This is a genomic window from Tautonia rosea, from assembly GCF_012958305.1.
Classification (GTDB): domain Bacteria; phylum Planctomycetota; class Planctomycetia; order Isosphaerales; family Isosphaeraceae; genus Tautonia; species Tautonia rosea.
In genome coordinates this window covers 414,608-438,764 of record NZ_JABBYO010000002.1, presented here as the reverse complement: position 1 = coordinate 438,764, position 24,157 = coordinate 414,608, and the positions used below count along the sequence as shown (strand labels likewise).

The window sequence follows — 24,157 nt, the reverse complement described above, 5'->3', positions numbered from 1 at the left end:
CGGGCGTCGATGATTATCGGATCGCCCCTCCATTGATACGAACGATCTGGCCGGTCAAGAACTTGGCGGCAGGGCTGACGAGGAAGCGGGCGACCTGGGCGACGTCGTCGGGGGTGCCCCAGCGAGCGAGGGGGGCCTCGGAGACGGCGCGAGCTTGCCACTCGTCGGAAGCTTGTTCACCCCAGGAGGTCTTGATCCATCCGGGGGCAAGGCAGTTGACACGAACCTCGGGGGCGAGGCTGAGGGAGAGGGAGCGGGTGAGGCACATGATGGCCCCCTTGGTGGCGGCAAAGAGTTCGCCGGAGTCGCCTTCCATCCCGGTTTCGGCCTGGTCCCAGCCCATGGTGAGGATGGTTCCGTGGCCTTGCTGCTTCATCAAGGCACCGACCTGACGGCAAAGGCGGAGGGTCGAGACGACGTCGACGGCCCAGAGGAGGTCGAGTTTGGCGTCGAAGTCGAGCGATGCACCGGGGCCGGTCAGGGTGTCGGCGCCGGCGAGGTGGAGCCAGGCGTCGAGGCCGTCCCAGAGATTCCAGGCATCCTGGACGAGTTGGTCGCCGGCGTCGCGTGCGGCGAGGTCGGCCATGAGGACGGCGGATCGCGCCGAGCCGAGACGGAGGCACTCGGCAGCGACGGATTCGGCGGCGTCTCGGGAGCGGCGGCCGTGGATGATCACGTCGGCCCCTGAGGAGGCAAGGGCGAAGGCGGTGGCTCGGCCGATGCCGGAGGTCGAGCCGAGCACCATGCAGCGGAGGCCGGAGAGATCGGGAGAGGAGCGCATCGGAGGAGGCTCGGAGGAATGGGCCAGGGCGAGCGATCAGGTGTATTGTGATGAGGGATTAAGGGGGGAGGAAGACCTATGTGCAGAAACAAAAGGGAGAATGCGAGGAGGGGATCGCGCGCAGCGTCGCAAAGACGCGGAGAAAACGAAAGGCGGAGCGAGAAGGAATTGGGGAGGTTGAGCGTGTCGAGAGCGTGATGAATCCTGAACGACGGTGCGGCTCTGCGATCGCACCTCGTCCCCGGTGGCATCGAGAGGACACCAAGGGACGAGGGCTCGAGGGTTCAGGAGGAACGGGATTCGTAAGAGAGGGACCAGCCGGGCTTGGTGATGGCCTGGTGGCCGGGGGGATGGGGGCGGGTGATCGGCTCGTAGAGTTCGGGGCGGCGGGCGTTGAGATAACGGCGGCCGGAGGCGTGTTCGAAGGCTTCAGAGGTAAGAAGCGCGACGGCGAGGTCGTCACCGAGGGCGTGGCATTCGGCGAGGATTTCGCCGTGGGGGTCAAGGATCATGGAGAGGCCAGGCTTGATCGTATCGCCATCGACGCCGATCGGGTTGGAGAAGACGTAGTAGACGCCGTTCTCCCAGGCGCGGGCGGGTAGCCAGCGCAAGAGCCAGCCGCGGGCCTTCGGCCCCTGGAATTCGAGGCGGAGGCGGGAGGGGTCGCGGTGGCGATTTTCCCAGAGAGCACGATCGACCGAACCACGGCCGGGCATGGTCGAGGGGAGGCAGCCGGTGACGTGGGGAGCGATGATCACCTCGGCGCCGAGCAAGGTGGTGGCTCGGGCGTTCTCAGGGAGGTTGTTGTCGTAACAGGTCAGGATGCCGAACCGGACGCCATCGTGATCGAAGACCGTGTAGCCCGGTCCCGGAGAAAGGTACGGGCTGATGAACACATGGAGCTTTCGATGGCAGGTGAGAAAACCGTCAGGACTGACCACGGCATAGCTGTTGAACAGGCGCCCCTCGGAATCGATCTCGACCAGGCCGGCCATGACGACGACACGGGATTCCCGAGCGATTTCCCAGAGTGACGCGATCGAAGGGCCATCGGGAACCGGCTCAGCCAGGGAGGCAAGGCCGTCGCGATCGAGCGACTGGAGGAAGGTGTAGCCGGTGATCGCACACTCGTGAAAGCAAACGACCTCGGCACCTTCGCCTGCGGCGCGACGGGTCAGGTCGCGGATGCGGGTGAGATTGGCGATCTTGTCGCCGTCGAGATGCTCGAACTGGGCGGTGGCGATACGGATGTCTCGCATGAGGGGCGGTTCCGGGACGGAAAGTCATCAAAGGGGGAGATTTCGCCACGGATGAAACACAGATAGGATCACAACAGCGATAGAGACAGAAATGACTTGCAGCGATCTTGATCGCATGTCTCATTCTTCTTCTTCTCGTTTCTCATCTGTGTTTCATACGTGGCTGGAGTATCCTGTTTGTGTGCGTGTGTTCCGATTCTGTCGGAGGGTCCGTGGCCATCGGGGGCGGGTTACGCTTCCGGTTCGGTGATGGGCAGGTCGCGGTCGACCTCGACGTCTTCGAGAACGGTTTCGGCACCGGAGGGCCAGCGGATGGTGAGGCGGTCGATACGGTCGGCCTTGCCAAGACCGATCAGAACGCGAGGATCGTTGGAGGAGAGCATACTGGTGCCTGATTTGCGCTGGCGGTGGATGGTCTGGGCGTTGGTCTCGACGGTGATGATCGCGCCGATTGCGTCGCGATTACTCTGGGTGCCGGTCAAAAGGAGTCGGACCCAGTGGTGGCCCTCTCGGGGCGTATCGTTGCGGAGGATCGCGGGCCGATCATCCTTGTGAACGATGACGATGTCGAGGTCGCCATCGTCGTCGAGGTCGCCGAAGGCGGCCCCGCGGCCGACGTGCTTGGCGTCGAAATAGGGGCCGACATCCCGGGTGGCGAGGCGGAAGCGTCGGCTGGTGGAGTCGTCGCCGAGGGCGACGTTGCGGAGCAAGAGCGGCGGCTCGGGATATTCAAAATCAGGATGGTTCGCATCAACGTGGCCGTTCGTGACGAAACAATCAGGCCAGCCGTCCGAGTCGAAGTCGGCCAGGGCACACCCCCAGCCGACCCAGGGGCGACTGTCTTGAGAGAGGCCGTAGAACGGCGTCATGTCGGTGAAAAACCCGTCGCCGGTGTTGCGGTAGAGGGTGTTGTACTCGTTCTGAAAATTGGTGACGAACAGTTCGGGAAGGCCATCGCCGTCGATGTCTTCGGCATCGACACCCATGCCCGACTGGGCCATGCCGTCGATGTCGAAGGCGGCGCCGGAGGTCTCGGTCGCATCGGTGAAGCTACCGTCGCCGTTGTTCAGGAACAGGAAGTTTGGGTTCTGGTCGTTGGCGACGTACACGTCGATCAGACCGTCGTTGTTCAAGTCGGCGGCAACGACGCCGAAGCCGTGACCATCGGAGCGCCCCATGCCGACCTCGTCGGTCACGTCGGTGAAGGTACCGTCGCCGTTGTTCCGGTAGAAGACATCCTTAACGGTGCGAATCTGGCGAGGAGAGCAATAGAGGCGGATGCCACGATCCTCGAAGCCGCACCACTTGTCGTCCTCGGGCAGTCGCCAATCGCCGTGAACCGCCACGTAGAGGTCGAGGTCGCCGTCGTTGTCGTAATCGAGCACGGCACCGCCGGACGCCCAGTTGATGAGGGTCCGCTCGCGTTCGACGGTCTTGCCGGAGGCGTCGGTTTCGCGGTCGATAACGGTGCGGTCCATGTTCTCGATGCCGGCCTCGCTGCTGACATCGGCAAAGGTGCCGTCACCGTTGTTCCGGTACATGCGATTGGGGCCGTAGCAGGCAAGGAAGACGTCGGGGAGACCGTCGTTGTCGAAGTCGGCAACAACGATGCCGTGGCAGAATCCCTGAAATCCGAGTCCCGAGGACTCGGTGATGTCCGAAAACGTGCCATCGCCATTGTTTCGGTAGAGGCGATTATTCCCTTCGTTGGACGAGCCGAGCGGAAGGTACGTGCAGGAGGCGAAATAGAGATCCATCACACCGTCGCCATCGGCATCAAAGATGGCGACACCCGAGGCATTGGCCGAAGGGTAGTGCCGCTCGTCGGTCATGCCGGAGATGTGGACAAAATCAATGCCGGCCGACGAGGCAATTTCGGAAAAGCGGAATGGGCTCGGCTCCTGAGGGATCATCGGATTGGCGGCCCGAGGCTGTCGGTCGGCCGTGTCGGATGCGGCAAAAGGATCAAGATCGGCTTCGACGGGCGACGTACTGGCGACGGCGTCGGGGACCGACGAGACCGATTCCCCTTGCCCGCAACCGGAAAGCGTCATCGCCAGGACCGGAAAGATGACAAGGTGGCATCGGATTGGCCATCGAATGGCCCCGTTCGAGGCTGCTTCGGGTCGGCGTTCGAGGTCGAGCATCGCAGGCCCTTGGAGAGAATGAAGGCAAACAGGATGGGGCGGATCGGGAAGAAAATCGAGCACGGATCGGCTTCGATTCCCGCGAGAACGCGTGCTCGCCGTTATTGTAACACGACGACCAAGGGGGGCGTCCAACCCCTTCAATTGTCTCGAATTGCCCGATACCCCCTGGTCTGGGCTCGTCATTTGCTACAGGATCATCAACAATCCCCCAGCCGGTCCAGTTTCACGAGATACCGGATCGTCTGGGATCACCGAAGACCCGCAATCGAGGGAGGAACAGGACGCGATGCAATGGGCTCGAACGCGGATCGGAACGGCTGGACTTCTCAGTCTGGGTATGATCGTCATGCTTGGCGCGGCACCGGCCACGTCATCGTTTCAGCAGATTCTCACCAGGATTGATCAGGCCAAGGAGCAACTTTCCGGCGAGGACCAATCCCCTGAAAATGTTGAAAACTGGAATACATTTTTTCAAGCTGTTGTTGATGTCTTGAACGCTCAGTCAAGCGCCGAGTCAATCACCGAGCGTCGGGAGCATCTGGAGCGACTGGGCCGGATGCGAGACGCTCTGACGGCCAAGAACTGGGGGCCGTCGAATCGGATCGCCGAGAGTCTCACGGAATGGCTCGAGCCGAGGCTTGCGGTGGCTCGGACACTTGAATCCTTGGAACAGGCCGTAGCCGGACTTCCGGGTGAGGTCCTTAATGATGAAGAGGCTCAGGAGGACGGGCAGGATGGAGCCGAGCCAGAAACCCCTCGGGATCGCGAATCGATCCTGAAGACGAACTGGACCACCTACGTCGATCGACTGAACGCAGCGATTCGCGAGTACGAGTCGGCCAGTTCCGTCTCGGAGCGGCTGAATGCGGCGAGGAAGTTGCGGGGCGGCCTGGCCTCGCTTCGGTGGACCCAGACGAATTTTCCGTGGGCTCCGGCGGGACAGCTCGCCGGCGCGATGCAGGCGATGCTCGACAAGCCGAACGTGCAAATTGTCGCCGATCCGAACATCCTCTCGCCGTTTCTCAATCAGCAGATTGTGTTCCCGGAAACCATCTTCTTTCGGGGTCAAACGTCGTATGTGCAGCCAGGCCCCCGCACGGGATTCGGCCTTCTGCACAGCAATAACGGAATTGCCTTTTACAACAGCCAGTGGAGCTACAGCACCACGCCGGTGACCGACTTCCAGCAGCAGGTTGCCTCGGACCCTCAAGGGCGGCAGGCGACCAACATGTATCAATTCGGCGCGACGATATACAACACCAACCACGCCACGGCAACCGCGGTTTTGACCCCCGAGGGTCTGGTGGTCGATACACAGAATGCCCCGAATGTTTCTGCGTCCTTTGGTATCACGCCACAGCCGGGGCTCGGACCAGGTTTCATGCGGTTTGTCGCGTCAATGATCGGGTTCAATCAAGGCCGGATTCTCTCCGAACTTCAACAGCAGGCATTGCCTCAGATTCAGGCGGAAACGGTTGACGGGACCAGGGAACTGGCGGCGATCAAGTCGGCAGAGGAGGTCGGACAGCAGAACCAAATGATCCGGCAATATCTGGTCGGCAACCGGACGTTGCGGTTCGAGGATTTTGCCGTCACGCAACTGAGTCTCTCGTCGGCGCCCTGGGCGGCCTACGTGTCGGGAGTCCTTCAGTGGGCTGCTGAGGCCGGGCCGCAGGTCGGTGCCGATTTCCCGAAACCCCCCGAGTTTGTTCAGCCTCAGAGTGGTCTGACCGTAGATGTGCACCTGAACTCGACCCTGACGAACCTAGCCGCCGGGTTCTATCAGACCGATCAGGTGAAAGACGTGGAGACCCTCTTGATCAAGGTCATTCCTCCCGAGGGAGACGCGCCGATCGACGAGGGAATCGAGGTCATCCCCAACGGCTCGTACCAGGATTTGCTTGATGCGATGGCGGACATCCGAACGCAAACGGACGACCCGAACGCCATTGCTCTGCGTCTCACCAAGCCGGAGGATCCTCCTGCCTTCGCCGTCGACGCTCAGGGAAGGCTGGTGACGTTTTTGCGAGGGGTGACGATTGAGGTTCCTGCTCCCGAGAATTTCGCCCAGCAGGGCGGCCTGTTCGGGTTCGGCGGAAACACAAGGGTCCTTCGGTTCATCCTGGAGGAGGTCGAGCTGACGGTTGACGCCGACATCACTCCTGAGAATGGCGGCAAGTCAGTTCGGGTTCAGGGAGAGATCGCCAGCGTCACCTACGGAGGCACCGGCACCACGGTCGTGACCGTCGGCGACGAGGAAGACCAGACGCAGACCCTCGGCCTCCTGAACCGATCGGGCGCGCTCGGTGTCCTTGCCGGACGCTTGCAGGGCCAGAACATCGATGCTCCCGTGCCGCTCAATGAGCTGCAAGGGTTCCTGATCGCAGACGTCTCAGACCTGCACCCGACCGGCTGGATGCGCGTGGTGGTCCAGCGCGATCCGACCGAGCCGGTTCTGAATCCCGCGGCGTTGACCGCAACGAACGCCGTTCCGGAAGCCCCGGCCGTTCCGGAGGTCGCCGCCCAGCCGAGCCCGGTCCTGCCGCAGCCAACGCTGGTTCCGACCGGATATGTGACCCAGTAACGCAGCTGGCGGAACGCTACTCCATGAGGCCCCAGCGCCCCCGGAGACGATGGTCTTTGGGGGCGTTTTTTTTCGAGACAATCACGTCCGGAACGACACTCGGACCGCTCAGGCGTCAGTCTTCCAAACGAGGCGTGAGGGGCCTTTCGATAGATCAAAGCAAACGATGGAGCCCTGGGTCGTCCGGCACCAGGTCCCGTGGTCAAGCTGGAGCGGCCCGCGCACCTCTCGTAGGGAAATTGAAGCGCCGTCAGCACCCTGGAGCGTGGGCAGACCCGGCGGGGGGCCATCGACCTCGACCGTGAATCCGGGGCAAGCGTAAGGGGCGCGGAAGGAGACCTGATCGGCGTCGGCCGAAATGGTCGTCAGCTCCCGGGCAGCCCAGTAGCGGGCAATCTCGGAGTTTTTCATCCAGATCAGGTTGTCGTAGGCAGCGTTCAGGCGGGCGACGATCTCCTTGAAAATGTTGAATCCAAGCTCGTCGCCGTTGAAATAAATGCCGGGCCAGTGGCAGACGAGGACGGCTGGTTCACCGCGGTCAATGACCTCGGGGAGGCGACCGCCCTTGAGGTCCTCGGTGATGAACTGGTCCACCGAGCCGGGGGTCAGACCATCCCAGCCGCCGAACCAGTCGCCTGTACAGCCGATGATCGAGACAACACAGCGGGGGTCGTCGCCGTCGAGGCCCGAGGCGTACTCGACCCGAGGGGCCACGCTGCGATCGTCGGTGTAGAGGTGGCGGAAGTAGTGCGGGATCTCGGCGCCGAAGACGTCTCGGACCGATTCAAAGGTAGCCTGAGAGAGTTCCGGTAGGACCCGAGAGCCGAAGCCGCCCGGAGTCGTGACCCCTTCGCAAGGCAGACCGACATTCTTGAGCAATCGGAGGGCGTAGGCGAAATAATCGGTCAACTCATCGACTGACTTGCCGACGCTGAACCCCCAGTTTTCCATGAAGCGCTCGGTGCGTTCCTCATAAGGGCGGCCCGTTTTGGTGTTGATGGCCCAGGTATGGGTGATCATCTCGGGATGGATGTCCCAGTCGGGCATCATCAGGGTCCGGACCAGCTGGAGGCTATCTTCCAGTTGGCGGCGCGACCAGCCGGGCATCTCTCGGTCGATCCAACCAACGCAGGCTGGATAGGGAACGATGCTGTACTTGCCTTTCACGCCGTGATCGTGGCACCACTCGCCGAATGATCGGACGAAGGAATCTGGGATTTCTCGGGGAAGCTCTTGCCAGGGCTGGAGGTACTGGTCGGGAAAGACCTCGGCGAATTGAGGGATGCAGAAGTGGGCGAGATTTACCAGGCAGGTCGAGTCGTCGATGATAAAACTGAGGGGGACTCGCGTTTTCGGGTTCAGGACGCGAACTAGATCAGATCGCTTCGGCCGATCGCCCGGTTCCTGGGCGACGAGGTTCGGCGAGGCAAAGCCCGAAGCGGCGGCCAGACCGATTCCGGCCTGGAGAAATTGGCGGCGAGAGGTCGTCACCATCGTCGTCCCTTCATGGTGGATTTGAGCGTTCTTGAGTTCCGGGGCATCACGGCTCGGAGGTCGATCCGACGCGGAGGCTGCGGACGTCGCTGCGCTGGTTGATCCGGCGGAGGGTTCCCTCGAAGACCGACACCTCGCCCGCATGTTTGACACGAACCTTCCATCGGGTCGGGACAACCTTTCCGCCAAAGCCTCCGGGAGGTCCGTAGTAGTGGACATACCAGTGATAGACACCGGAAGGTCCCAGCCCTTTGACTTTCTCGCTGTGCTGGGCCTCAGGGTCAAGCCAGTAGACGTTTTCCGGGCCGAAACCGTCGGTATCGTCGACGTCCAGTTCTCCGCCCTTTTTCCCCTGTCGCGAGGCCCAGTAAATATGGGAGCCGCCGGGTTCGACGACATGCAGGTCGATGTCGGCGGCCGTGTCCCAGATCAAGGTGAACTGAGGATCGCCAACCTTGACCTCAACCCCCTGGATCGTCTCCAGCCCTTCGCCGAACCGGGCGGTGCCGAACTCTCCGCCGCCCAGGCCGGTCGATCCACCCACCTCTGAGCGGCTGGGATCGGTCTGGACACGATCGGTGTTCACATCAAGCCCGGTGATCAGTTCGGGCATCAAGGGTTCGGGCGTCGTGATCTCGGTCGGGTCGAGTTCGAGGGACAACTCGTCGTCGAACCCGCCGATCCGGTCGAGGCCGTCTTCGTCGCCGAACGGCGAACCCAGCTCGGTTTCGAAGGCACGCTTCGGGGGTTCCTTGGGCAACAGAAAGACGAGCAAGAGGAGCAAGGCGACCAGAGCCGCATGGACAATCACTGATCCGGTCCAGCCGACCAGCAAGGTTTCAAGTAACGGCTTGCGTTCGGCCTCTTCCTCGGGAGTGTCGAGAATGGTCCGACGCCCCTTCAATCGCACGAGGGGGGTGATCGATCGCCGTAATCGCGTTGCGCGCGATGTCGTGACCGTGGTGTTTCCGGAACGAGCCGGGGACGACGCGTTTCCGGAATCGGTGGAAACGATCGGGGCGGTTGCCGGGGACGAGGGGAGGGAATCGACGCGCTGGGCGTCTTCGCGGTGCTCCGGGGTCATCCGGTGCCTCCGTTCGGGCCGGAACGACGGATGGGCGAACGATGTCAGCAAACGATGATTGTGATTGAGACGGGAAAGATCGTCGAACCTTGTTCGTGATTGTGTATCTTATCATGTCCGGACAGCCGCCGGCGCGGCCACCCCCCTCCGGTCGACGGTTGGTTGCCAGCAGACCGACCGTCCGGATACAACGGAACCGAAGACACGAGCGGTCCCGGCACCCCGGCTCCTTGCAGCCCCGGGCCGTTGGACCGTCACGGGCCAAAGGCGACGAGAGTGATGGACGCGCACGACCTGAAAAACCTGCTCGACGCGGTCCGATCGGGGACCGTCTCTCCCGAAGAGGCCGAGCGCAAGATTCGGTGGCCTTCGCCGTTCGAAAAAGTGGGTGAATACGCCACGATTGACCACCATCGCCGCCTCAGATGCGGATTTCCGGAGGTGGTCTTCGGCCAGAACAAGACGGCCGAGCATATTGAGGGGATTCTCCGGGTCATGATCCGACAGGGAGAAGGTTGCCTGGTCACGAGGGTTGCTCCGGACGCCGCGGAGCACCTGAAGCAGGCCTTCCCCGAGGGGGAACACAACGCCATCGGTCGCACCTTCCGGGTCCGCCAGAACGGTTCTGAGCCGGAACGGCTGGGCGTTGTCCGAATTGTGACCGGGGGGACGAGCGACTTGCCCGTCGCTGAGGAAGCGAAGGTGACGGCGGAAGCCTGGAACTGCGATGTCGCCTTGATTTCGGATGTTGGTGTGGCGGGGATCCACCGGCTGCTCGGCCGGCTCGACGAGTTGCAAGGGGCCGATGTACTGGTTGCCGTCGCCGGCATGGAAGCGGCCTTGCCGAGTGTCCTGGGAGGTTTGACGGACTGTCCGATCATCGGGGTTCCGACGAGCGTCGGCTATGGGGCCCACTTTGGTGGCCTGGCGTCGTTGCTGGGGATGCTCAATAGTTGCTCTTCCAACGTGGTGACGGTGAACATCGACGCCGGTTTCAACGGCGGTCACGTGGCCGCCCTGATCGCCCGGCGCGCGGCCCTAGCCCGCCTCGGGCGATCGCCGAACGAAGGGATCAGCCCGAAGGATGAAGGATCGGCCGCGGAATTGCCGAACGAGGATCGGAGAGCTCGCGCATGAGCGTTGACGTGGAACGAATCACCGCCGTCCCGAGCCTTCCCAAGCGATCGAGCGACGCCCACAAGGGGCAATTCGGTCATGTGCTGGTGGTTGCGGGCGGGCGAGGGATGGCGGGAGCGGCCGGATTGGTGGGGGCCGCGGCTCTGCGATCGGGAGCGGGGCTGGTCCGGGTGGCCTCGCCTGCGGAAGTGCAGCCCGTTGTTGCCACGTTTGAGCCAAGCTACATGACCTATCCGCTGCCACAGGACAGCGAGGGCTTGATCGATTTCCCTGCCGCCGCTCCCACACTCGGGCGCCTGATCGACCCGGCCGACGTGCTGGCGATCGGTCCCGGCTTGGGACGATCGCGAGGGCTGGACGCGATGGTCCGATGGATTGCCGAGGAAGGACAGACTCCCGCAGTCATCGATGCCGACGCACTGAACGCTCTGGTGGAGACGCCGGAACTACTCCGGTCCGTGGCTCGACCGATCGTCGTGACGCCCCATCCTGGAGAGTTTGCCCGGATGATCGGCTCGACCGTGGCCGAGGTCCAGGCCGACCGTGAGGGGAAGGCCGTGGCCTTCGCCGCGGGGGTTAAGCATCTGGTGGTGGTCTTGAAAGGTCACGGGACGATCGTGACTGACGGCCGACGCGTGTTTGTCAATCAGACTGGAAATCCCGGAATGGCGACCGGAGGCTCGGGGGACGTTTTGACTGGCGTGATCGCCGCCTTGATCGGCCAAGGGCTCGCGCCCTTCGATGCCGCTGTGCTTGGCGTTCATGCTCACGGACTGGCCGGCGATATCGCACGATCGCATAGTGGTGAGGTCGGCCTGATCGCCGGGGATATCGTCGATGCCCTGGCGGATTCGTTCGAAGCACTCGGGGCCCTTGGTTGATCATCGCGGTGGGATACGAACTTTGGGCCGGTCGTGACCCTGGTGTTGATTCCAAGGGTTGACCTGTCCCGAGTTGGCCCTCGCTCGTATACTTCTCGGAGGAACGACTCCGGATGAACGACCGACGGCCGGAACGCCGATGACTGATCATCCCGTGGACGAAATCGATCGCGATCCAAACGCCGATTGAGGAGGTTGGGGTGTCTTCGAGCAATAACCAGAATTCGCCACCGTGGACGTATCGGATGGATATCACCCCGACCGGCCAGGCGCCTGGCCTTCCGGCTAGTAACGATCCGGTGGCGTTGCTGAATTTGATGGTCAATCTGCAATCGCAGACCATCGAGCTTCAGCGCCAGATGCTCGAAAACCAGCGTCAACAGCTTGAGATGATCCGAGAAACGACCCAGGTTGCCCGGGAACAGCGTGCTCGCCAGATGGCTGACCTGGAACGATGGCAAACAAGCCACGGTGACGTGCTTGACACCTGCAAGGAATCGCTCGGGAAGCTCGAACAGGTTCACTCGACGTTGATCCGCGATCTGACCGACTACGTCGCGGAATATCACGACAATCTGGTGGATGGCGACTTTGCCCTTTCCGATTTCGTCGATCGCTTCGGCCCGAGGTTGGCCCATCTGAACACAATGCTCGCAGTCCTTCGCCCGCTGGCCGCGGCTCAGAAAAAGCCGAACACCTGAGCGGGCCAAGTCAGTCGGGCCTGTTCATCGGCTCCGTGCTGATCTCGCATGCGAAACCAAGAACAGCCGGCCTCGGAGTTGAATCCGGGGTCGGCTGTTTGCGTTTGCCGGGTTCGAAGAGGGAACTGAGGGTCAGCCGTCGAGCTGATCGAGCCGCCCGGTACTGTCGCCCAGCTCGTCGATAGGAGTGTCCATGCGGTCGAGCATCGAGAGATAGAGGTTGTTGAGCGGGGTATTTTCGTCGTAGCGGATGTGACGGCCGGTGGTGATCGTGCCGCAGCCGCCCCCGGCGAGGACGAGGGGGAGTTCGTTGTGGTTGTGGCGGTTACCGTCGCCAATGCCGGAACCGTAAAGGATCATCGAGTGATCGAGCAAGGTGCCATCCCCTTCCGGAATCGCCTTGAGCCGGCCGAGGAAGTAGGCAAGCTGCTCGACGTGGAAGAGGTTGATCCGGGCAATCTTGTCCTGCTTCTCCGCGTCCCCCTGGTGGTGCGAGAGGTAGTGGTGCCCGTCGGGAACGTTGATCCAGTTGTACGACTTGTTGCTGCCCTCGTTGGCGAAGACCATCGTGGCGATCCGGGTCGAGTCGGTCTGGAAGGCGAGGACGAGCATATCGAGGATCAATCGAATGTGGTCCTGGTTGTCCTTCGGCACGCCTTCGGGCTTGACGATGTCGTCGGGACGCTCGACCTCCTCGATCCGCTTTTGTTCGGCGGCGACGAGGCGACGCTCGATTTCCCGGACGGAGCCGAGGTACTCGTCCACCTTGCGACGGTCGTTGACGCCGAGCCGGTTGTGGAGCTGCTTCGCATCGTCAGCCACGAGGTCGAGGACGCTCTTGTTGTAGCGGCGACGACGCTCGCTGAGCTGTTCGGCGTCGTCGTTGCCGAAGAGTCGCTCGAAGACCAGGCGGGGATTGATCTCCTTCGGAACCGGCTGGGTGGGGGTCCGCCAGGAGATGTTCGACGAATAGGCACAACTGTAGCCGGAATCGCAGTTGCCGGACTGGGCGCTGGGGTCGATGCCCAGTTCGAGGGACGGCAAGCGGGTGTGGTAGCCCATCGCCGCGGCAGCCACCTGATCGACCGAGACGCCGGCGCGGATGTCGGCGCCGTTGGTCTTGACTGGGTGGACGCCGGTCAAGAAGCAGGCCATCGAGCGGGCGTGGTCGCCGCCACCGTTGCCGTGGGCGCGGGCCATGTCCTGGGCCAATCCGCTCACAACGAGCAAATCCTGCTTGTAAGGATTCAAGGGTTCGAGGATGCGAGGCAAGGTGAAGTCGGTCCCAAGCTGCTCGGGGGTCCACTCTTGCATGTGAGCGCCGTTGGGGACGTAAAGGAACGCCATGCGGGTCGGGGCAACCTTGCCTCCGGGACGGGGGGCGAGACCGGCGGCCGGGGCCATCGCTTCAAGCCAGGGCAAGGCCATCGCGGTTCCGAGGCCCTTCAGGGCGGTCCGTCGAGCGAGGGAAAACATGGTACTTATTCGCCTCCTTCGGTCTTCCGCATGCGGAAGGCGTCGCTCGTGACGATGTCCACGACCAGGCGACCAAACCGGAAGTCGTGCCGGTCCAGGTCGGCCAGGATGCGGTCAACGGCGCATCGATCGAAGTACTCGAGCCCGCGCCCGAGTGCGTAAGTCATGAGATTTTCGGTCAGGGTTCGGGCGAACTCGTCGCTCCGGGACGTGAGTAGGGCCTTCAGGTCGGCCGGACCCTCGAAGGAATCGCCTCCGGGCAAGGTGCCCGAGGCGTCGATGGTGGCCCCGCCGTCCTGATCACGCCAGCGGCCAATGGCGTCGAAGTTTTCGAAGCCGAACCCGAGCGGGTCCATGCGTTTGTGGCACGAGGCACACGACGGGTTTTCGCTGTGCTGCTGCATCCGTTCGCGGAGCGTTCCGGTCAGCTCGGGGCCTTCTTCCAGCTCGGGGACGTCGGGAGGAGGGGGAGGAGGAGGCGTCCCGAGGATCTGATCGAGGATATACTTGCCGCGCTTGACGGGAGAGGTCCGAGTCGGGTTCGAGGTAATCGTGAGGATGCTCGCGTGGGTCAGGATGCCGCCTCGGGGTGAATCAGCGGGCAAGGATACGCGACGGAACTCGTCGCCGGTTACTTCGGGGATGCCATAGTGCCGGGCGAGGCGCTCGTTCAGGAAAGTCTCGTTCGCATCGAGGAGGTCGAGAATGCTGCGGTCTTCGCGGACGACAGCCTCAAAGAACAGTTCGGTTTCGCGCCGCATGGCCTCGCGGAGTGGGTCGTCAAAGTCAGGGAAGCGGGCCGGGTCGGGATTGACCGTCGCGAGGTTCTGAATCTGGAGCCACTGGCCGGCGAACCGCTGGATGAAGCGGGAGGCTTTCGGGTCGTCGAGCATGCGGAGGGTCTGGCGTTCCAGCTCGCTCGGATCGCGGAGCTTGCCCTCGTAAGCGGCCCGAAAGAGGGCTTCGTCGGGCATGCTCGACCAGAGGAAGTAGGAGAGCCGGGAGGCCAGCTCCCAGTCGCTCAGGGGACGGACGCCTTCGGGAGCGTCGGGGTCGGGAGCCGATCCGTACTCGACCCGAAAGAGGAAGTGCGGGGAGACGAGTACGGCCTGGACGGCCAGTTGCATGGCTTCCTCAAACGATCCGCCATCGCGACGAACGAGACGGAAGAGATCCATCAGACGCTCGACTTCGTGCTCCGAGGCTGGTCGACGAAAGGCGCGATTGGTGAAGCGGCGAATGCTCTTGCGGGCAACCTGCTCATATGAGCCGCTCAGGGCCGGTTCCGCAATGATTCGGCGGTGCGACTCCGGCAACGCGGCGTAGTAGGACTCGACTGGCCCGACGATCTGAACGCGATCGACGACCAGGTTTCGGTCGCCTCGGAGGCTTTCGTCTGCGTGGTCGGTGTTGTAGTAGTCATTGAGGAACGCCAGGGCGACCGATCGAGTTCCGCTGGAGATGAGGACGCGGGCCTCGTAGGTGTCAGGTTCGTCTTCGGTTGCGATGACGTCGACGACATCGATGGTTTCGCCGTCGATCTTGATGCCCATGCGGGCTGGATCGGGGCCGGCCTGATGGCCGAAGGCGCGGACCCGGATGCGGTATTCTCCGTCGCGTTTGAACGAGTGGTCGAAGGCGACTTCGCCATGGGTGGCCAGAATGCGGCCGATGCCGCCATAATCCTTGCCGCCGGCATCGTCCTTGAGCGTGGCCAGGTCTTTGGAAGCGACCGGGTCGGTGGGGCCCTGGACTTCGAGGCGATTGATGATCAAGTTCCGATCGCCACGTTCGTTGGGATCGTCCGCGTCGGGCTTGTAATAATCGTTGAGAAAGGCGACGGCGAAGCGTTTGGTCCCGGCCTGAACGGTGATGGGAACCTCGTATGTCTTGTGTTTCTCCTTCGCCTCGACGTCGAACTCTGTGACGGTCTCACCATCAAGTCGGATGGCCATTTTTACAGGCTCGGGTCCTGCCTGATGACCATAGGCGCGAACTTTCAGAATGTAACGACCGTCGCTCGGAAAGTCGTGTTCGATCGTAAGCTCACCATTGGAGGTGAGTATTTGATCGTCACCGAGGGATTCGCCCCCCTTCTCGCGGAGGAGTCGATTGTAATACTGAATCGTCTTGCCGGGTCCGGGGCCGGAGACATCGATGGCTCGGCGGCTGATCTCCTCCGCAGCGGTCAGGTATTTTTCCAGAAGCAAGGGGTCGAGGGTCAGAACATCGCCGATGTTGTCGAAGCCGTAGCCGACGTCGTCGGCCGGGAAGTCATCGGCGGGTTGAAACTCAAGGCCCAGCAAGTCCTGGATCGTGAAGTTATATTCGGCGCGGTTGAGGCGACGGAGGGTGACGCTGCCGGGCTCGACGAGATTGCAGTCGATCTGGGAAAGCGTGGCCTCGATCCACTCGGTCAGTTCGCGAGCCTCTTCTTCGAGGGGCCTGGGCTCGACATCGACCGGAGGCATGTCGCCATCTTCGATGAAATACTGAATCGTTTCCCATTGGGCGCGATCTTTTACGATCGAGTCCACGTCGGGATAGGCTTCGAGGTTCAGGCCCGCTTCTTGCTTGTCGTTGCTATGGCAGGAATAGCAGTAGGTCTTCAGCAGGGGAACGATGCGATCCTTGTAGGCATCAGCCGCGGCAGCCAGGTTGTCGTCGGCTTGAACCGAGGGGAGAGCGGCCAGCAGCGCGAACAGTGAGGCAGTGACGAGGAATTGCGGTCGATGCCGATAAATCATGAGACTGGCTGACCTCGGAACCTTTGGGGAGTGACAAACCGGCAGGGAGGAATGATCTTCGAAAAGCAGAATGGGGGAGGGATGGTCAGAGATTCTCGTGCATGGCATTATCGGTGATGTTGAACGCTTATTCAACGCGTTTTCCCGAGAATTCTCGGGAACAGGGGTGCGAATCGCTCACTGGATCACGGACAGAAAACGGTCCCCGGCACGGGAACTTCGCGATGCGGCGGGTGCATGGACACGCCGCTGTCCGCACTAATGGTGCAAACACAATGCCATCATGTGGTTGCGGCCCGGCCCGGCCAACCGTTGAAGGATTCCATCTTGACCAGGGCGTTGATTGCCGGACATTGCGTTCTGGATGATCGGTTATGATTTCAAGGTCGGGACCCCGCACAAATGAGCGACCTGACCGGTTCTGGGGGGCAGGATCAATGGGTTTTTTCGACCTTCTTCACGGTGCCCGAGACCGGGCCTCAGCCCTCGATGATCGCTCTCGGGCGAAATTGCTCGAAGCGTGGGGACTGGCTGAGGACGAGATGGCGACCGACCAGCCGACTCGATTGACTCCGGAAGGGGCGCCTCTGGACTACGACCGGACCCAGTGGCTCCGGAAACTCAAACACATTCTGGATGAACTGCCCGATTCCGAGCCTCGCTGGGAACAGCTTGTTCGGGAGGGGCGTGCCAAGGGCTTTGAAGAGTCCTGGATGCGGCACTTGATGCTCGAAGAGTTCACGTTGCTCGTACGTCGGGCGGTGGCCGATCGGGTCTTCTCCGAGCGAGAACGGCGCAAGCTTGACCTGGCCCGGGTTCTGGTCGGGCTTGATCAAGCCCAGGCTGAGGCGATTTATGCCTCGGTGGTCAAGGAGGCTGAAACGTTCTTCGGCGAGGAGGTTGAGGGGGCCTGATCCCTTGAGGCACAGGTGGGGCGATCAGTAGGGATCGCCCTGTTCTCCCCCCCGAAGCAAGGCGGGCAAGGGCTGCGGACGTCCGGACCGATCGATGCAGGCGAGGGTGGAATGCCCCTCGGCCAGGAGTTCGCTGTCTCGCCGTAACTCGTATCGGTGAATAATCTTGACGTGCGTCACCCGCTCGACAGAGGTGCGTAGGATCAGGAGATCGTCGTAGCGGGCCGGCCGTTTGTACTTGCAGCCGAGATCGACGAGGACGAGCAAGAAGCCCGAGTCTTCCACGTCGCGATATGACACGCCTCGGCTGCGGAGCAATTCGGTTCGGCCCATTTCGAAGTAGACAAGATAGTTAGCGTGATGCAGCAGGCCCATCCGATCGGTTTCGGCATAGCGAACCCGGATTTCGATCTCATGACTCTCCGGCATCGTCTGGGGCTCCGAGGGCTTTCGCGTCAGTAACGGGCTGCCGCGTCCTCAGGCCGGGTGACGACGCGGAGCGGATAGGGGTTGTAGGGCCAGAGTGACCGGTTCGGCGTGCCGGGCTGATACGAACGGGCGAACCATTTGCGGAAGGTTTCGGAATTATGCGATCGGCCTTCGGCTTCGAGCCATTGCTCATATTGCCGAAGATGCCCCTGCATCACCACGCCATCCTCCAGGGGCAGGAAGAGATAGTAGAGGGAGAACTGTTTCCTCGCCTCGGACAGAGTACTGCCGGGTCGGAGTAAGGTGGCGATCGAGGAGACAAGGCCGGTCCGCTCGGACCCGAACTGGCAATGGACCAGGAGGGGACGTTCGGCCGAGTCGAACAGTGAGATCAGCTCGTTGGCCTGCTCCGGAGTCAGCCAGTAGTCGGACGACATGGGCACGTCGATCAACGTGGCACCGGCCTTTATGGTCGCCTCGCGCTCGGGAGGATACCAGGAGGAGGCGGGATTGGGCCCGCGGAGGTTGAGCACCGTCCGAATCCCTTTCGATCGGATGAGCCGAGAGAGAGAGTCGGCGTCGAGCTGGGCTGACCGGTAGATTGAGCCGGGTTCAACGGTGCCGACGTTGCCCGTCGTCCATCGCCAGGCGATGAGGATCACGAGCAACGATACCAGAACCGCCAGGCTTCGGGAGATCGTCCGCAAGATCCGCTTCCGGGGCATGCTGCAACTCCTTGCCTCGGCCGCGGTGGACCGCGGCAAAGGCTTCGATCAGGCGGAGGTCGTCGGCGTCGGCCTCGGCTCTCGTCCAGGGAAACTGCAAGAGTTCAGACCATGCCTGCTCGGCCGACCAGCCGTCGTGTCGGATTCGGTAAGCCGCCAGGGCAAGATTCGTCCGATGATGACCGGCAACGCAGTGGAAGAAGACCGGCTGGCGAGCGGGATCGGCCAACAGATCGGCAGTTTCGGCAAGCTGATCAATCGTGGCGGTCGAGCCTCGCATGGGAACAATGATCCAGTCGACGCCCGACTGATCGACGACCTTGCGTTGCATGACGTACTTCGGGTCGTGCGTGTTGATGGCCGTGAGGGTGACAATGGTGCGCACCCGTTCGCGATCGATCAACCGCCGCAACGGCCAGGGTCGCTGCCAGGCTCCCCGGACCAGTTGGCCGGGGGCGATCACCCTCACTCGCTTCTCGAACAGTTCGTGACGATGATCAATGGCCAGCGCGCAGAGGATGGCGGCCACGAGAATCGCCACGACTCGACGTTTGCGCCCGCTCAACGGCGAATCCTCCGTGAGTTCGCGGGTCGAGTGTGTTCCGTTCCGTATCCGGCCCGGATTGTAGCGGAGTCGGAGCATCGGGCAAGCGGAACTCTCCAGGCGCACGACAGGTCAACAACGGACCTGAGCGGATCGCGTTCCGCCTGTCCGATCGTAGGAGACACCCTCCTGGTGGGGTCTACCGATGTTGCTCAGGGTCCGCCCACGACGGTGAAATCGGCGCGCGAGTCTGCGGAACGAGCCAGCTCAACCTTGATTCCGTCCGCGGCACGTTCCTCGGTGTTCACCCGGATGACAAGGGCGTGTCGACCGGGGTCGAGATCGGCTGAGACAGTGTCCGCGGCGTCAATCGGCTGACCGTCGAGCCAGAGGGAAAGCCCCTCGGCTGAGTCGATCGAGAAGGTGATGGACCCCGACCGGGTCACATCGACCTCGCCTCGCAGGGCAAGCACGGGGGCATCGACCATTCGGGTCACTTCATCAAGCGGCAAGGTGCCCCCGGTCATTCCGTAGGCGGGTCGCCAGTCGGCGGGATCAACCTGAGCAACCGAGGGCGGAAGTTCGGCCACATTGGCCGAGGCGGCGGTGTCGGGATCGAGCTCGGAGCCGGAGTCGGGCCAGGGGAGGACACCCCACCGCTGGATCGAAGGGGTGGCTCGGATGGCATACGGACCGGGCTTGCCAAGCTGATCGAGGAAGGCGACGAGATCGACGAATTCGTCTCGGGTGAGGAAGTTGACCAGGCCGGCGGGCATGATCGAGCCGCCGGCTTTCTCGTCCTCGATGTCATCCACGGGGATGACGCGGTCCACTCCCGTCGCCTCTCGGAGGACGAGACGTTCGGCGCTCGACTCCTTGATCACCCCCTGGAAGATTTGACCGTCGATCGTCAGGACGGTCTTAACCCCGTACTCCTCCTTGACCGCTTCTTCGGGATAGATGATCGACCGAATCAAGTAATCGGGAGGTGAACTCGCGCCGATCGCACTGAGGTCGGGACCGACGTTGCCGCCGGCTCCGCTGATGGCGTGGCACTTGGTGCAGTTGACGTCCTCGCGACGGAAGATGCGCTCGCCGCGCTCGGGGTCGCCGTGGGTTCGGACGTCGGCGATCATTGCTTGCATTTCGGCGTCCGACAGGGGCTCAGGATCGGCGTTGATGCCGGCGGCATCGCTGAGGGCCGAGACGAGCGGGGCGTCCGTCCGACCCACCGAGTAGAGATAGCGGAGGGCCACTTTGGCCGGATCGGCGGCGAGCCTTTGCGTACGGATCTCGGCTGCGAGTCGTTCGGGACCGACCTGGCGGTCAAGGAAGGCGCTCATTAGGGGAGCAACGTCGTCGAGATCGCCGATTCCCTCGGCTAGCGCGGCTACGGCCCGACCGGCGGCGGCATCGACATCGAGGCTGACCAGAGCGGCGATTGCCGGAACCCGGACAGAGAGCGGCTGTTCGGGACTGGCGAGCGATTCGATCGCCTTGCAGCTGGCGGGGCCACCGATCTCGGCAAGGGCGATCAGCGACGCCTCACGCAAAGCTCGGGGGTCGTCGGAGTTGGCGGCGATGACGGCGAGGGTTTCACTGGCCTCCTCGACCTTCCAGGCACCAGCGAGCTGGATGGCCGAGAGGCGGGCCTCGTCATCGTCCAGGGCGGCGTCCCCCTGGATGAGGGCGGCAATCCGGGTTCGATCCCCCTCAGGGAAAACGCTTCGGTTGCGGGCGGCCTGGGTCAGGGCCTCGATGGCGAGACGACGGTTGGCGTCGGACGCAAGGTCCGGATCGGTGGCCAGTTCGAGCAGGAAGCCGAGGTCGGTGGGAGACCCCTGACGGCCAATCAGGGTGATGAGCGTCCCCTGACGATCATCAGGGACCCGTCCGCTCCGGAGCATCCGGACCATCGCACTTTCCTGTTCCTGAGCACGGACGGCGACAGGGAGACCGGCCAGAAGCATCGGGACGACAAGCATCGAGAGACGAAGGCAGGTTGATCTTCTTGGGAGCGACGAAAGGGTCGGCATCATCGGGAAACCTCGGTCGGGCTTCGAGGGCGGTTCAGGAGGGGGAAAGGGGCGGGGTTGGATCACTGCAGCAGGAGAAAGTCGAGTCGGTGATTGTCGCGAGACGTTGGGTCCGTCACCCTCGCCTCCGATTGCGGGGGAAAGGATTGTGGTGAGGGGACCAGCGTGAGGACGGTGCAGCTTGCGAGCCGGCCGGAGCCCCCTCACCCGGCCTCCGGCCACCTTCTCCCCCGCGAACGGGGGAGAGGGTTGGGAGGGGAGCGTCTCAGGGACGGCTCTATGAGGAAGCAGGCAGACGGCTCTTATGAGGAAGCAGGCAAGGACCCACCCCTCAGAATCCAGTCAGGATCATTCCTCGGAAGTGAGCTTCAGGATGCGCTCGCTCAGCGTCGCATTCGTCTCATTCAGGGTGTATTCCAGGTAGTAATCCTGGGGATGAAGGAGCGATTCGAGGGCGATTTCCTGAGCGAGGAGAGCGTCTTCACCCTTGAAGAAGCTCAGGGCGCGGACGGCTTCGAGCCGGACGCGGGGGTGATCGTCGTTGACCTGCTGCTGAAGCAAGCCGAGCGGGTCGTCGAGCCGGTCTCGCCAGTAGCCGAGCACTCGGGTGGCGGCGGCGCGGGTCTTTGGCTCGGGGCAAGTCAGAAGGGTTCGCAGGAAGTCCTGATCGACGACGTCGTGCTGCTGGTGGACCCAGAGGGCTTCGAGCATGTGACGCCAGTACTCGGGATCGTTCTGGTCGAGGTTGGCGACCCAGTCCTTGAGGGCGGAGAGGACCTCGTCGGTGTCTCGGGTTCGCAGCTCGATCCGGGCTCGGTAGCGGGTACGGTCCTCGTATTCCTTGAGTAGGTCGAGCAGGGCCGGGATCGGCTCACCGGCGATCTTGGCCGGTTCGACCAGGGGCTTGCCGGTGTAATGGATCCGCCAGATCCGGCCGTGAATGGCGTCGCGGTTCGGGTCGCGAATCGAGTGCTGCATGTGGCCGATCAGCGGGTTGAACCAGTCGACGAGGTAGAGGGCACCATCGGGACCAAATTCGAGATCGACCGGGCGGAAGTTGGTGTCGCTTGACCGCAGGAGCGGCTCGGCCGGGTCGGCCGCGAAGCCCGAGTCTTCCTCGCGCATCGCGTAGTTGAGGACGCCGTGAAAGCCGATGCAGTTGTTGATCAGGTAGTTGCCCTGCATCTCATCCGGGAAGTTGCGGCTGGAAACCAGTTCGCAACCGGAGGTCGGCCGCCATTGCTTGACGAGGAACTCGTTGAGCCTCGGATGCTTGCGCGGGTAATCGACATCGCCGGAGAAGGCAGTGCCGTAGTAATTCGCACCACCGGAGGCGTCGGCCACGAAGTTCTGGCCCCAACGGTCGAAGTAGTGGCCCCAGGGGTTGGCAAACGGGTAGGAGACGAAGATGTCCAGCTTCTCGGTCAACGGCTCGTAGCGGAACACCCCGGCGTTCTTGACGCGGGTCGGGCCGTGGGGGGTCTCGATCTGAGAGTGGTGGAACGTGCCTTCCTGGAAGTAAAGCGCGCCGTCGGGGCCCCAGGTGAAGGCGCTGATCGAGTGGTGCGAGTCGGCCGAGTCGAACCCGTGGAGGCGGAAGGAGTAATCGTCGGCGATGTCGTCGCCGTCGGTATCTTTGATAAACACCAGGTTGGGCTGCTGGGCGACATAAGCGCCACCGTCTCCCAGTTCGATCCCAGTCGGGACGTGCAAGCCTCGGGCAAAAATCGTTTGCTTGTCGGCCTTACCGTCGCCATCGGTGTCTTCGAGAATTAGGACCTTGTCATCGACGGGGGTGCCGGGCAGGTACATCGGGTACGACTCCATGGTCGTGACCCAGAGGCGGCCCTTGGCGTCGAAGGCGAACTGACAAGGGTTTTTCAGGTCGGGGAAGTCCTGTTCGGAGGCGAAGAGATTGATTTCGAAGCCTTCGGGCAGGGTGAAGCTCTCCAGCGCCTCCTCGGGAGAGGTGATCTTGATGGGCCCCTGGACGTTGCTCTCGATCTCGACGAACTCCCCGGTTCCGGAATCGTCGATCGTGTCGGACACGTAGTTGCCACGGGCGACTTGCCAGATGCGACCGTCTCTGACGGCGATCATCTTGCGAAGCTTTGCGAATTCAGCCGGGAAATTGACCACGCCGAAGGGCTCTTTGCGGCCGCCGTAGATATAAAATCCGTTGACCGCGCGATGATCATAAAAGAACTGCTTGTTCTTCTCCAGAACCTCGGCGCGCAGTGCGTCCAGATCGGCTGCGATCGAGTCAGGGCCTGGGCGGGGGCCGAAGAGGGACTCGTCGAGGATTGGGGCGAGCTTACGATAGCCGTCGTCGGTCAGGTGGACACCGTTGAAGGTCCAGGGCTCATCGTCCGCCTCAAATTGCTCGTGAGTTGGGTGGAAGAGGTCGATGAACAGGACCCCCTTGGCCTGGGCAATGTCGGCCATTGCCTCGGTATAGAGGGCGAGGTTCTCGTTGTTGGTCGAGCCGTCGGGGAGGGTTCGCGTGTCGAGGTCCTCGTGAGCAATCGGGGAGAGCAGCACGAGCGTCGGCGGCGCCTCGCCATTGTAGGCGGTGGAGGTCGTCTCATCGATGAACGCTTCCAGGTCGCGGCGGAAGCCGTCCAGACCCTCAGGACCGGCGAAGGACTCATTGAAGCCGAAGGCGGCGATCACGACGTCGGGCTCGTGGTCGTGAAGCGTATGGCCGTGGTCCTGGAAGTCCTGCGACCGAGGGCGCAAGGTCAACTCATCGGCCGACCAGCCGAGGTTCCGGACCACCAGCTCCAGTTCGGGGAAGCGGCTGTGGAGCAGGGTTTCCCAGTGGCCGAAGTACTGCATCCGTTCGGCCAGGGTATTCCCGATCATAATGATCCGGTCCCCCTTTTCGAGCGAGAGACGCTCCGGGGCTTCAGCTTCGGCGATGGCTTGAGGGATGGGAACCAGCGGCGACGCCAACGTCGCCAGGGCCATCACGGACCAGATCACGGCGGTCGCTCTCATGGTGCTCGTCTCGCGGGGGGTGTTGAATTCGCGGAGGAAAAGAGAAGTTCAGTCGGCGATGACTCGCTCCGAACGTTGGCCGGTGGACGGCCTCGGTGATTGCCCATTATACTCCGCCCGGGGCGGGACTCCACGAGGTCGTCCGTCTTCACGTCGAGGGGCCCGGACGCAATCGGACCGGAGCAAGCATGATGGATCGGATCGGACGGAATCGT

17 protein-coding genes are annotated in these 24,157 nt (G+C 62.7%); 5 read left to right on the top strand and 12 right to left on the bottom strand.

Translation table 11 applies throughout. The features are described 5' to 3' along the window. Positions 1-13: 13 nt before the first annotated feature. The 3 genes from HG800_RS04575 to HG800_RS04565 all read right to left on the bottom strand — a co-directional run bounded on the left by HG800_RS04575 (position 14) and on the right by HG800_RS04565 (position 4,187). Positions 14-781 carry an SDR family NAD(P)-dependent oxidoreductase gene (locus tag HG800_RS04575; protein WP_169974196.1) on the bottom strand — a complete coding sequence of 256 codons (768 nt, stop codon included), beginning with the start codon at positions 779-781 and terminating at the stop codon, positions 14-16. A 284-nt stretch (positions 782-1,065) separates the two neighbouring features. Further along, positions 1,066-2,040, bottom strand: a complete 975-nt coding sequence (locus tag HG800_RS04570; protein WP_169974194.1) for a nitrilase family protein — start codon at positions 2,038-2,040, stop codon at positions 1,066-1,068. 230 nt (positions 2,041-2,270) lie between these two features. After that, positions 2,271-4,187 carry a CRTAC1 family protein gene (locus HG800_RS04565; RefSeq protein ID WP_235963253.1) on the bottom strand — a complete coding sequence of 639 codons (1,917 nt, stop codon included), beginning with the start codon at positions 4,185-4,187 and terminating at the stop codon, positions 2,271-2,273. A gap of 289 nt (positions 4,188-4,476) precedes the next feature. On the opposite strand from HG800_RS04565, the gene HG800_RS04560 reads away from it, so the two are divergent. After that, on the top strand, positions 4,477-6,774 hold the full coding sequence (locus tag HG800_RS04560; RefSeq protein WP_169974192.1) for a hypothetical protein: 2,298 nt from the start codon (positions 4,477-4,479) through the stop codon (positions 6,772-6,774). Between the two features lie 108 nt (positions 6,775-6,882). On the opposite strand, the gene HG800_RS04555 is transcribed toward HG800_RS04560, so the two are convergent. Next, positions 6,883-8,268: a twin-arginine translocation signal domain-containing protein gene (locus HG800_RS04555; RefSeq protein WP_169974190.1), complete on the bottom strand. Its 1,386-nt coding sequence runs from the start codon at positions 8,266-8,268 to the stop codon at positions 6,883-6,885. Between the two features lie 46 nt (positions 8,269-8,314). Continuing rightward, the gene (locus tag HG800_RS04550) at positions 8,315-9,352 is read right to left on the bottom strand and encodes a YfaP family protein (protein WP_169974188.1); all 1,038 of its coding nucleotides are present in this window, start codon (positions 9,350-9,352) and stop codon (positions 8,315-8,317) included. Between the two features lie 279 nt (positions 9,353-9,631). On the opposite strand from HG800_RS04550, the gene larB reads away from it, so the two are divergent. The 3 genes from larB to HG800_RS04535 all read left to right on the top strand — a co-directional run bounded on the left by larB (position 9,632) and on the right by HG800_RS04535 (position 12,071). Further along, positions 9,632-10,489 carry a nickel pincer cofactor biosynthesis protein LarB gene (gene larB, locus HG800_RS04545; protein ID WP_169974186.1) on the top strand — a complete coding sequence of 286 codons (858 nt, stop codon included), beginning with the start codon at positions 9,632-9,634 and terminating at the stop codon, positions 10,487-10,489. Beyond that, positions 10,486-11,370: an NAD(P)H-hydrate dehydratase gene (locus HG800_RS04540; protein WP_169974184.1), complete on the top strand. Its 885-nt coding sequence runs from the start codon at positions 10,486-10,488 to the stop codon at positions 11,368-11,370. The genes larB and HG800_RS04540 overlap by 4 nt, the downstream gene beginning before the upstream one ends. 245 nt (positions 11,371-11,615) lie before the next feature. Then, the gene (locus HG800_RS04535) at positions 11,616-12,071 is read left to right on the top strand and encodes a hypothetical protein (RefSeq protein ID WP_169974182.1); all 456 of its coding nucleotides are present in this window, start codon (positions 11,616-11,618) and stop codon (positions 12,069-12,071) included. A gap of 132 nt (positions 12,072-12,203) precedes the next feature. Here the strand turns inward: HG800_RS04535 and HG800_RS04530 are convergent, their stop codons facing one another. Beyond that, the gene (locus HG800_RS04530) at positions 12,204-13,547 is read right to left on the bottom strand and encodes a DUF1552 domain-containing protein (protein ID WP_169974180.1); all 1,344 of its coding nucleotides are present in this window, start codon (positions 13,545-13,547) and stop codon (positions 12,204-12,206) included. Positions 13,548-13,552: 5 nt separating this feature from the next. Further along, a complete protein-coding gene (locus HG800_RS04525) occupies positions 13,553-16,294 on the bottom strand; it encodes a DUF1592 domain-containing protein (RefSeq protein WP_169974178.1) in 2,742 nt (913 codons plus the stop codon). Positions 16,295-16,731: 437 nt separating this feature from the next. On the opposite strand from HG800_RS04525, the gene HG800_RS04520 reads away from it, so the two are divergent. Beyond that, positions 16,732-17,208, top strand: coding sequence for a hypothetical protein (locus HG800_RS04520; RefSeq protein WP_169974176.1), 477 nt, complete (start codon positions 16,732-16,734; stop codon positions 17,206-17,208). Between the two features lie 24 nt (positions 17,209-17,232). Here HG800_RS04520 and HG800_RS04515 read toward each other — a convergent pair whose 3' ends face one another. From HG800_RS04515 to HG800_RS04495, 5 genes are all read right to left on the bottom strand, one after another. Beyond that, on the bottom strand, positions 17,233-17,637 hold the full coding sequence (locus tag HG800_RS04515; RefSeq protein ID WP_169974174.1) for an acyl-CoA thioesterase: 405 nt from the start codon (positions 17,635-17,637) through the stop codon (positions 17,233-17,235). A 26-nt stretch (positions 17,638-17,663) separates the two neighbouring features. After that, positions 17,664-18,362: a fused DSP-PTPase phosphatase/NAD kinase-like protein gene (locus HG800_RS04510; protein ID WP_169974172.1), complete on the bottom strand. Its 699-nt coding sequence runs from the start codon at positions 18,360-18,362 to the stop codon at positions 17,664-17,666. Then, on the bottom strand, positions 18,250-18,927 hold the full coding sequence (locus HG800_RS04505) for a fused DSP-PTPase phosphatase/NAD kinase-like protein (RefSeq protein WP_169974170.1): 678 nt from the start codon (positions 18,925-18,927) through the stop codon (positions 18,250-18,252). Before HG800_RS04505 ends, HG800_RS04510 begins: the two co-directional genes overlap by 113 nt. A gap of 191 nt (positions 18,928-19,118) precedes the next feature. Further along, on the bottom strand, positions 19,119-20,945 hold the full coding sequence (locus HG800_RS04500) for a c-type cytochrome (protein WP_169974168.1): 1,827 nt from the start codon (positions 20,943-20,945) through the stop codon (positions 19,119-19,121). Between the two features lie 345 nt (positions 20,946-21,290). Continuing rightward, positions 21,291-23,942 carry a PVC-type heme-binding CxxCH protein gene (locus HG800_RS04495; protein WP_206352124.1) on the bottom strand — a complete coding sequence of 884 codons (2,652 nt, stop codon included), beginning with the start codon at positions 23,940-23,942 and terminating at the stop codon, positions 21,291-21,293. Positions 23,943-24,157 lie beyond the last annotated feature (215 nt).